This is a genomic window from Paraburkholderia sp. NPDC080076 (genome assembly GCF_050281145.1).
GTDB lineage: Bacteria > Pseudomonadota > Gammaproteobacteria > Burkholderiales > Burkholderiaceae > Paraburkholderia.
Genome location: NZ_JBNNWQ010000025.1, coordinates 1 through 8909, shown reverse-complemented (window position 1 = coordinate 8909; position 8909 = coordinate 1). Strand labels below are relative to the sequence as shown.

Below are 8909 nucleotides of genomic sequence, written 5' to 3'. Positions count from 1 at the left end.
AGCGGGTCGTCGTGCAGGCCCAGCTCTTCCAGCACTTCGTGGCAGGTTTCGCGCATCAGCTTCGCACGCGGGTCGTAGTTCTTGTAGACGCGGTGACCGAAGCCCATCAGCTTCACGCCCGAGTTCTTGTCCTTCACCTGCTTGATGAACTCAGGAATGTTGTCGACCGAGCCGATTTCTTCCAGCATGTTCAGTGCGGCTTCGTTCGCACCGCCGTGCGCCGGGCCCCACAGACACGCGATACCCGCTGCGATACACGCGAACGGATTCGCGCCCGACGAACCGGCGAGACGCACGGTCGAGGTCGATGCATTCTGCTCGTGGTCCGCGTGCAGGATCAGGATACGGTCGAGCGCGCGCACCAGCACGTCGTTGACCTTGTACTCTTCGCACGGGTTCGAGAACATCATGTGCATGAAGTTCGCGCTGTACGACAGGTCGTTCTTCGGGTACGCAAACGGCTGGCCGATGCTGTACTTGTACGCCATCGCCACCAGCGTCGGCAGCTTCGCGATCATGCGAATGGCCGACACTTCACGGTGACGCGGATTGTTGATGTCGAGCGAGTCGTGATAGAACGCCGACAGCGCGCCGACTGCGGCGACCAGAATCGCCATCGGGTGCGCGTCGCGACGGAAACCACGGAAGAAGAAGTGCATTTGCTCATGCACCATCGTGTGGTTCGTGACGGTCTTCACGAATTCGGCATTTTGCTGTGCGTTCGGCAGTTCGCCCTTCAGCAGCAGATAGCAGGTTTCGAGGAAGTCGGCGTTTTGCGCGAGGTTGTCGATCGGGTAGCCGCGATACAGCAGCTCGCCCTTGTCGCCGTCGATGTACGTGATCGCCGAATTGCAAGCCGCCGTCGACATGAAGCCCGGGTCGTACGTGAACTTGCCGGTCTGGCCGTACAGTTTGCGGATGTCGATCACGTCCGGGCCGAGAGTGCCCTTGTAAATCGGCATTTCAACGCTCGGCGAATTGTCGCTGAACGATAGCGTGGCTTTAACATCTGACGGGGTCATAGCACATCCTCAATCGAAGTATGGAAACAGGGTTTCGATAATTGCACGCCTGGGACAACGGACAAGCGCGGACAAGCAGCGCTCAAGCCGGTCATGCCGGTCAGGCATTACGCAGCAGCTCCAGCACCCGGATCACATCCGGGTCGGCAAGGTCGCCTTCCGGTTCCTTGCGCACGAGCAGCAAGTCCATCAGGTCGTTATCGCTCAGCTCGAGCAGCCGTGTAAGTGCGCCCACGTCAGCATCGCTGAGGTCATGCTCATATCGGCCGAAAAAACGTTCAAAGATCAGATCGTTTTCCAGCAGGCCCCGCCGCGCGCGCCAGCGAAGGCGCGCGCGGCGGAGAGGGTCGGACTGATGCGATGTTGATTCCATCTCAGACCGCGCGGCGAACCATCAATTCCTTGATCTTGCCAATTGCCTTGGTCGGGTTCAGGCCCTTCGGGCAAACGTCGACGCAATTCATGATGGTATGGCAACGGAACAGACGGTACGGATCTTCCAGGTTGTCGAGGCGTTCGCCCGTCGCTTCGTCGCGGCTATCCGCGATGAAGCGGTAGGCTTGCAACAGGCCTGCCGGGCCGACGAACTTGTCCGGATTCCACCAGAAGCTCGGGCACGAAGTCGAGCAGCTGGCGCACAGAATACATTCGTACAGGCCGTCGAGCTCGTCGCGTTCTTCCGGCGACTGCAGACGTTCCTTTTCCGGCGGCGGCGTATCGTTGATCAGGTACGGCTTGATCGAGTGATACTGGTTGAAGAACTGCGTGAAATCGCAGATCAGGTCGCGCACGACGGGCAGGCCCGGCAGCGGACGCAGCACGATCTTTTGCGGCAGGTCGTTCAGGTTCGTGAGGCACGCCAGACCGTTCTTGCCGTTGATGTTCATTGCGTCCGAACCGCACACGCCTTCACGGCACGAGCGACGGAACGACAGCGTTTCGTCGACAGCCTTCAGCTTGACGAGCGCGTCGAGCAGCATGCGTTCGTGCGAATCGATCTCGATCTCATACGATTGCATGCGCGGCGCTGCGTCCTTGTCCGGGTCGTAGCGGTAAATTTCAAATGTACGCTTTGCCATTTCTGAATTCCTTTGACTTGTGCCTTAGAAGGTTCGCGCTTTCGGCGGAACCGATTCGACCGTCAGCGGTTGCATGTGAACCGGCTTGTAGTCGAGGCGATCGCCTTCGCTGAACCACAGCGTATGGCGCAGCCAGTTTTCGTCGTCGCGATGTTCGAAGTCGTTCTGCGCGTGCGCGCCACGGCTTTCCTTACGCGCTTCGGCGGAAACCATCGTGGCGCGGGCCACTTCGATCAGGTTCTCCACTTCCAGCGCTTCGACGCGGGCCGTGTTGAACACCTTCGACTTGTCCTTCAGGTAGATGTTGTCGACGCGGTCAGCCACTTCCCGAATACGCTCGACACCCTTGGCCAGCAATTCCGATGTGCGGAACACGCCAGCGTGAGCCTGCATCGTGGAACGGATCTCAGCCGCGACGTCTTGCGAGTATTCGCCCGACGAGGACTTCTCCAGCTTGGCCAGACGTGCCAGCGAGAAATCGGCGGCGTCTGCCGGAAGCGGCTTGTGCTCCTTGATTTCCTTCACGTGCTTGACGATGTGGTTGCCGGCCGCGCGGCCGAACACCACCAGGTCGAGCAGCGAGTTCGTGCCGAGACGGTTCGCACCGTGCACCGACACGCACGAGCATTCGCCCACTGCGTAGAAACCGTTGACCGGCTCTTCGTGACCCTTCGACGTGCCCACCACCTGGCCGTGGATGTTCGTCGGGATACCGCCCATCTGATAGTGGATGGTTGGCACGACCGGGATCGGCTCCTTGATGCAATCGACGTTCGCGAACTTCAGCGCGATTTCGCGGATCGACGGCAGACGCTTCATGATCGTCTCGGCGCCGATGTGCGACAGGTCGAGCAGCACGTGATCCTTGTTCGGACCGACGCCGCGGCCTTCCTTGATTTCCTGGTCCATCGAACGCGACACGAAGTCACGCGGCGCCAGATCCTTCAGGGTAGGCGCGTAGCGTTCCATGAAACGCTCGCCGTTCGAGTTACGCAGAATGCCGCCTTCACCGCGCACGCCTTCGGTAATTAGCACGCCCGCGCCGGCCACACCGGTCGGGTGGAATTGCCAGAATTCCATGTCTTGCAGCGCAATACCCGAACGCGCCGCCATGCCCAGGCCGTCGCCGGTGTTGATGAACGCGTTGGTCGATGCCGCGAAGATCCGGCCGGCACCGCCCGTGGCGAACAGCGTGGTCTTGCCTTCGAGGATGTAGACGTCGCCCGTTTCCATTTCCAGCGCGGTCACGCCGAGCACGTCGCCGTCGGCGTCGCGGATCAGATCCAGCGCCATCCATTCGACGAAGAATTGCGTTTTCGCAGCGACGTTTTGCTGGTACAGCGTGTGCAGCAGCGCGTGACCGGTACGGTCAGCGGCCGCGCAAGCGCGTTGCACAGGCTTTTCGCCATAGTTCGCCGTGTGGCCACCGAACGGGCGTTGGTAAATCGTGCCGTCAGCGTTGCGGTCGAACGGCATGCCCATGTGTTCGAGTTCGTAGACGGCGTTCGGTGCTTCGCGGCACATGAACTCGATCGCGTCCTGGTCGCCGAGCCAGTCGGAACCCTTGATCGTGTCGTAGAAGTGGTAGTGCCAGTTGTCTTCGCTCATGTTGCCGAGCGATGCGCCGATGCCGCCTTGAGCAGCGACCGTGTGCGAACGCGTCGGGAACACCTTGGACAGCACGCAGACCGACAGACCGGCGCGCGCGAGTTGCAGCGAAGCGCGCATCCCCGAGCCGCCTGCGCCGACGATAACCACGTCAAACTTGCGACGCGGCAGAGAATTCTTGATTGCAGCCATTCTTTTACACTCTCCAGAGAATCTGCGCAGCGTAGCCCGCACAGGCGAGCAGCCAGACGATCGTCAGCGCTTGAAGCAACAGGCGGATGCCAACGGGCTTCACATAGTCCATCCAGATGTCGCGGATACCCACCCACGCGTGATAGAACAGCGAGAGCAGCGTGACGAACGTGGCGAGCTTCATCCACTGCGTGGCGAAGATCGACGCCCAGCCGTCGTACGAGAAATCGCGCGCGCCGAAGAACCACGCGAGCAGGATCACCGTGTAGATCGCCATCACGGCGGCGGTGATGCGCTGGGCCAGCCAGTCGCGCAGACCGTAGTGAGCGCCGACAACGAGACGCTTCGAACCGATTCGGTTATTAGCTGACATTTTTTAGAATGCTCCGAACAGTTTTGCCGCGAATGCGATGGTGAGCAGCGACGACACGACGAGAACGACGATGGAAGTCGATTTGCCTTTTTCCTTCGTGACCGCGTTGTGGTTCGTGTCCATCACGAGGTGACGGATGCCGGCGCAGAAGTGAAACAGGAAGGCCCACGCCAGAACGAGCGTGATGAGCTTGACGATGATGTTGGAGAGGAAACCTTTGAAGACTTCGAAACTAAGTTCCGATGTCAGACTCTGATCGAAGAGGTACAGCAGGAACGGAAGAAAAACAAAAAGCAGACCACCGCTCAAGCGGTGCAAGATCGATACTCGCCCCGCTAGCGGGAGACGGTATGCCGTCAATATCTGCCCGATACCGATGTTCCGGAATTCCGGCCTCGGTTTTTTTACGGCTTCAGCCATGCTAGACCCCTACTATGTAGTCACACTAATCCGCAATTTTAGCGCCTTTTTATATCGCGCTGCAGCGAAAACCACGACAGGTCCGTTACAGCGCGCGCGATAAAGGCGCCTTCAAACAGGCGCGCGTGTGGGACGCAGCGCCCTCATTCAGCCCGATTCAGCTTAGATCGTTCTGATAGTAGTACCCGGTTGTGACATACCAACCACGGCGCACTTCGACCGGCCGGTCTCCATAGGTATAGGACACGCGCTCGACCGATAGCAGCGGAAAACCCGCCGGCACATGCAGCAGATCGGCGACGGAAGGCTCAGCCGCCACCGCGCGAATCTTCTCCGTTGCGCGGATCATGCGGGTGCCGAATTCCGTCTCGAACATCGCGTAGAGGGGACCTTTATACTCCGACAGCCGCTCGAGCGTCAGGCCACGGAACACGGCGCCGGGCAACCAGATTTCATCAAGCACGGTGACTTCGCCGTCGAACTGCAGCAAGCGCTTGATCAAGACGACCGGATCGGCCGGTTTCAGATCGAGTTGCCGGGCGATGTCCGCCGAAGCGCGCAAGCGCCGGCATTCGAGCAGGCGGCTGACGTGCGGGTGTTCCGCGCCGTCATCGGCCAGTAATCTGAGGAAGCGAAACTGGGCGCGGTCTTCGTTGTGCGTTGCAACAAACGTGCCCTTGCCCTGGCGGCGCACCAGCAGGTTGTCGGCGGCAAGTTCGTCGATTGCTTTGCGCACCGTCCCCTGACTGACCTTGTATCTGGCCGCCAATTCGACTTCACTAGGAATGATCTCGCCTGGCTTCCACTCGCCGCTTTCGAGGCCCTGCGTGATCAACCCCTTGATCTGCTGGTACAAGGGGCTGAAAGTGGGCGACGTGGCCGGAGGCGCAGCAGGTACACCCTCGCCCGCGACCCCTTGGCCGCTCGGATTCGTGGTGTTCGCCGGGTTCGAATTCATCCGCGCATTTCATCATAAAGGGCTAGGCCGCGTCTAGGGTTTTCCCCGCAATAGATATGTCTTATATAAGACATAAGATAATGTTGACTTTGTGTCTGACGACTCCTACACTCCTTGTCGAGCAAGGGTTTGCGGGTTTTTCGGCGGCTGTTTTGATGCAGCGCCGCGACGCACCGGCAGCCACTGTGCACCATGCTGTTCCCACGCAGTTCAGGTTTCGATTTCGCCGCCATTCGTTGGTCAGACGCTTGCCGAAACGCGCTGTTTGCAGGAGCCCGCACCGTGCAGCGGCTACCCGGCGCTTCATATTCCGCTCCCGTGCTGTAGTGCAGATTTCCGGCATGGCGGTCTTGCCGCAACGCGCCGCTCGGCCTCGGCAATTGGCGAGGCAGTCCGCGACAGTGAATTCCGCCCTGTTTCACAACGCTTCGCTGAACGCGCATATAGAATGGCGTTTTCCCTAGCGTCTAACGCATCGTCCTGGAGATTTCTCAATGGCTAAGCCCGCAAAGCGCGTTGCCGTCACCGGCGCCGCAGGTCAAATCGCTTACTCCCTGCTGTTCCGCATCGCCAATGGCGACCTGCTCGGCAAGGATCAGCCGGTGGTCCTGCAATTGCTCGACCTGCCGCAAGCGCAAGGCGCCGTCAAAGGCGTCGTGATGGAACTGGATGATTGCGCATTCCCGCTGCTGTCGGGCGTCGTGATCACCGACGATCCCGAAGTTGCATTCAAAGATGCAGACGTGGCTCTGCTGGTCGGCGCGCGTCCGCGTTCGAAAGGCATGGAGCGTAAGGACCTGCTGTCGGCGAACGCCGAAATCTTCACGGTTCAGGGCAAGGCGCTGAACAAGGTCGCGAGCCGCGACGTGAAGGTGCTGGTGGTCGGCAACCCGGCCAACACGAACGCTTACATCGCCATGAAGTCGGCGCCGGATCTGCCGAAGAAGAACTTCACCGCCATGCTGCGCCTGGACCACAACCGCGCGCTGTCGCAACTGGCCGCCAAGTCGGGCAAGCCGGTCGCGTCGATCGAAAAGCTGGCTGTGTGGGGCAACCACTCGCCGACCATGTACCCGGACTTCCGCGTCGCAACGGCAGAAGGTCAAGACCTGACCAAGCTGATCAACGACGAAGAATGGAACCGCAACACGTTCATCCCGACCGTCGGCAAGCGCGGCGCGGCGATCATCGAAGCGCGTGGCCTGTCGTCGGCAGCGTCGGCGGCCAACGCTGCAATCGACCACGTGCGTGACTGGGTGCTCGGCACGAACGGCAAGTGGGTCACCATGGGTATCCCGTCGGACGGTTCGTACGGCATTCCGGAAGACATCATCTACGGTGTGCCGGTCACGTGCGAAAACGGCGAGTACAAGCGCGTCGAAGGTCTGGCAATCGACGCGTTCTCGCGCGAAAAGATGGACGGCACGCTGAACGAGTTGCTGGAAGAGCGCGAAGGCGTTCAACACCTGCTCGGCTAAGCGGCTGATGCAAACGAACCGGAACTCGTGAGACAACGCCAGGCCGCCTTCGGGCAGCCTGGCGCGATGCGAAATGTCCGGGGGCGCTCACAGGCGCCACCGCAGCAAGTTCCGGTTTTTTTACGTGCGAATGCAGCTATTCGCATCTGATCCGAGCGCGTTTTGCTCAGTTGCCGTGACGGTCCGGCAGAGCGCGCCCGAATCAGATTTCTCCAAACACTACCCACGCCCCTGACGCCGAAGATGCGCGCCCTCACACCCGCCGAAGTGCTGTTTGACGGCGAAGTGCCGCCCGCTGTGCTGCCTGCCTGCGATCACTACGCCGGCAGCGAAAAGCTGATGCTGAAATCGTTGGCATTGCAGCAGCAGTTGGGTCCCGTGTTCGACATCACGCTCGATTGCGAAGACGGCGCGCAGGTCGGCCGCGAAGCGCAACACGCTGAGCTGGTCGCCTCGTTGTTAGGCAGCGAGCACGACCGCTTCGGCCGCGTTGGCGTGCGGACTCACGACTTCGATCACGCGCACTGGCGCGACGACGTCCGTCTCATTCTGCGTGCCGCGAAGCGAGCGCCTGCTTACATCACTCTCCCGAAGATCCGCAACGTCCCCGATGCCGCCGAAATGGTCGCGTTCATCGAGGCGACGCGGCGCGAGCTCGGCATTGCGCAACCAGTGCCGGTGCAGTTGCTGGTCGAAACGCACGGCGCGCTGACGCGTGTGTTCGATCTGGCCGCGCTGCCCGGCGTGGAAGCGCTGAGCTTCGGCTTGATGGACTTCGTCTCCGCGCACGACGGCGCGATTCCCGATACCGCCATGCGCTCGCCCGGCCAGTTCGACCATCCGCTGGTGCGGCGCGCGAAGCTGGAAATCTCGGCGGCCTGCCACGCGTACGGCAAAGTGCCGTCGCACAACGTCAGCACGGAAGTGCGCGACATGAGGGTGGTCGCCAACGACGCCGCGCGCGCCCGTAACGAATTCGGCTACACACGCATGTGGAGCATCCATCCGGCGCAGATCGAGGCGATCGTCGCCGCATTCGCGCCGCGCGACGAAGAGATCGCCACGGCCACCGACATCCTGCTGGCCGCGCAGTCCGCACAATGGGGCCCGACGCGCCATCACGACACGCTGCACGACCGCGCCAGCTATCGCTACTACTGGTCGGTACTGCGCCGCGCACAAGCCACCGGTCGCGCCGTCCCGCAAGACGCCGCGCCGCTTTTCACGAAAGTGGGCACTGGCGTGCAAGCAGGATCATGAGCATGAAAGTCGCTGCGGCAATCGGCGCGGCTGCGGTGAGCGGCAAATGCGCACGCCGCCAGGCAATCGAAGCACGGCATCATGTGGCGCTGCAGACGGCGAGTGTCGAACGCATGGGTCAATCAGAAGCATCGAGCAGGCACAAAGGAGATTGCGGGAGATGAGCGAGACGACGCAAACCGCCGGTGCACAAGGCGGCAACGAACCCCAAAGCGGCTTCAAACCGAAGAAATCCGTCGCCCTGTCGGGCGTGACGGCCGGCAACACGGCCCTTTGCACGGTCGGCAAGACCGGCAACGACCTGCACTACCGCGGCTACGACATTCTCGATATCGCCAGCGCCTGCGAATTCGAAGAGATCGCGTACCTGCTCGTGCACGAAAAGCTGCCGACCCCGGCCGAACTGACCGCCTACAAGACGAAGCTGAAAGCGCTGCGCGGCCTGCCCGCCAACGTCAAGGCCGCGCTCGAATGGATTCCGGCCGCCGCCCATCCGATGGACGTGATGCGCACCGGCGT

General features: G+C 61.2%; 10 protein-coding genes. 3 read left to right on the top strand and 7 right to left on the bottom strand.

Going from position 1 to position 8909, the window contains the following annotated elements; genetic code table 11:
- From gltA to ACQKRQ_RS41275, 7 genes are all read right to left on the bottom strand, one after another.
- Positions 1–1022, bottom strand: a 1022-nt coding sequence (gene gltA / locus ACQKRQ_RS41305) for a citrate synthase (protein WP_427483521.1), incomplete at its 3' end; no start/stop codon positions are given.
- Positions 1023–1122: 100 nt separating this feature from the next.
- On the bottom strand, positions 1123–1395 hold the full coding sequence (locus ACQKRQ_RS41300) for a succinate dehydrogenase assembly factor 2 (RefSeq protein ID WP_132383615.1): 273 nt from the start codon (positions 1393–1395) through the stop codon (positions 1123–1125).
- A 1-nt stretch (position 1396) separates the two neighbouring features.
- Positions 1397–2101: a succinate dehydrogenase iron-sulfur subunit gene (locus ACQKRQ_RS41295; protein ID WP_134963614.1), complete on the bottom strand. Its 705-nt coding sequence runs from the start codon at positions 2099–2101 to the stop codon at positions 1397–1399.
- A gap of 24 nt (positions 2102–2125) precedes the next feature.
- Positions 2126–3901: a succinate dehydrogenase flavoprotein subunit gene (gene sdhA, locus ACQKRQ_RS41290; protein ID WP_132383612.1), complete on the bottom strand. Its 1776-nt coding sequence runs from the start codon at positions 3899–3901 to the stop codon at positions 2126–2128.
- Positions 3902–3905: 4 nt separating this feature from the next.
- On the bottom strand, positions 3906–4274 hold the full coding sequence (sdhD, locus tag ACQKRQ_RS41285; protein WP_132383610.1) for a succinate dehydrogenase, hydrophobic membrane anchor protein: 369 nt from the start codon (positions 4272–4274) through the stop codon (positions 3906–3908).
- A gap of 3 nt (positions 4275–4277) precedes the next feature.
- A complete protein-coding gene (sdhC, locus tag ACQKRQ_RS41280; protein WP_132383609.1) occupies positions 4278–4694 on the bottom strand; it encodes a succinate dehydrogenase, cytochrome b556 subunit in 417 nt (138 codons plus the stop codon).
- Between the two features lie 157 nt (positions 4695–4851).
- Positions 4852–5652, bottom strand: coding sequence for a GntR family transcriptional regulator (locus tag ACQKRQ_RS41275; RefSeq protein ID WP_427483518.1), 801 nt, complete (start codon positions 5650–5652; stop codon positions 4852–4854).
- A 494-nt stretch (positions 5653–6146) separates the two neighbouring features.
- On the opposite strand from ACQKRQ_RS41275, the gene ACQKRQ_RS41270 reads away from it, so the two are divergent.
- The 3 genes from ACQKRQ_RS41270 to ACQKRQ_RS41260 all read left to right on the top strand — a co-directional run.
- A complete protein-coding gene (locus ACQKRQ_RS41270; RefSeq protein WP_427483516.1) occupies positions 6147–7130 on the top strand; it encodes a malate dehydrogenase in 984 nt (327 codons plus the stop codon).
- Positions 7131–7373: 243 nt separating this feature from the next.
- Positions 7374–8390 (top strand): HpcH/HpaI aldolase/citrate lyase family protein, encoded by a 1017-nt coding sequence (locus tag ACQKRQ_RS41265; protein WP_427483514.1) that lies wholly within the window; start codon positions 7374–7376, stop codon positions 8388–8390.
- Positions 8391–8550: 160 nt separating this feature from the next.
- Positions 8551–8909 (top strand): citrate/2-methylcitrate synthase (locus tag ACQKRQ_RS41260; RefSeq protein ID WP_427483513.1); only part of this gene is annotated, 359 nt, incomplete at its 3' end.

Bases quoted from the DNA above. Each gene is read 5' to 3' on its own strand.
- ACQKRQ_RS41300 (WP_132383615.1), bottom strand. From the start codon at position 1,395: ATGGAATCAACATCGCATCAGTCCGACCCTCTCCGCCGCGCGCGCCTT.
- ACQKRQ_RS41295 (WP_134963614.1), bottom strand. From the start codon at position 2,101: ATGGCAAAGCGTACATTTGAAATTTACCGCTACGACCCGGACAAGGAC.
- sdhA (WP_132383612.1), bottom strand. From the start codon at position 3,901: ATGGCTGCAATCAAGAATTCTCTGCCGCGTCGCAAGTTTGACGTGGTT.
- sdhD (WP_132383610.1), bottom strand. From the start codon at position 4,274: ATGTCAGCTAATAACCGAATCGGTTCGAAGCGTCTCGTTGTCGGCGCT.
- sdhC (WP_132383609.1), bottom strand. From the start codon at position 4,694: ATGGCTGAAGCCGTAAAAAAACCGAGGCCGGAATTCCGGAACATCGGT.
- ACQKRQ_RS41275 (WP_427483518.1), bottom strand. From the start codon at position 5,652: ATGAATTCGAACCCGGCGAACACCACGAATCCGAGCGGCCAAGGGGTC.
- ACQKRQ_RS41270 (WP_427483516.1), top strand. From the start codon at position 6,147: ATGGCTAAGCCCGCAAAGCGCGTTGCCGTCACCGGCGCCGCAGGTCAA.
- ACQKRQ_RS41265 (WP_427483514.1), top strand. From the start codon at position 7,374: ATGCGCGCCCTCACACCCGCCGAAGTGCTGTTTGACGGCGAAGTGCCG.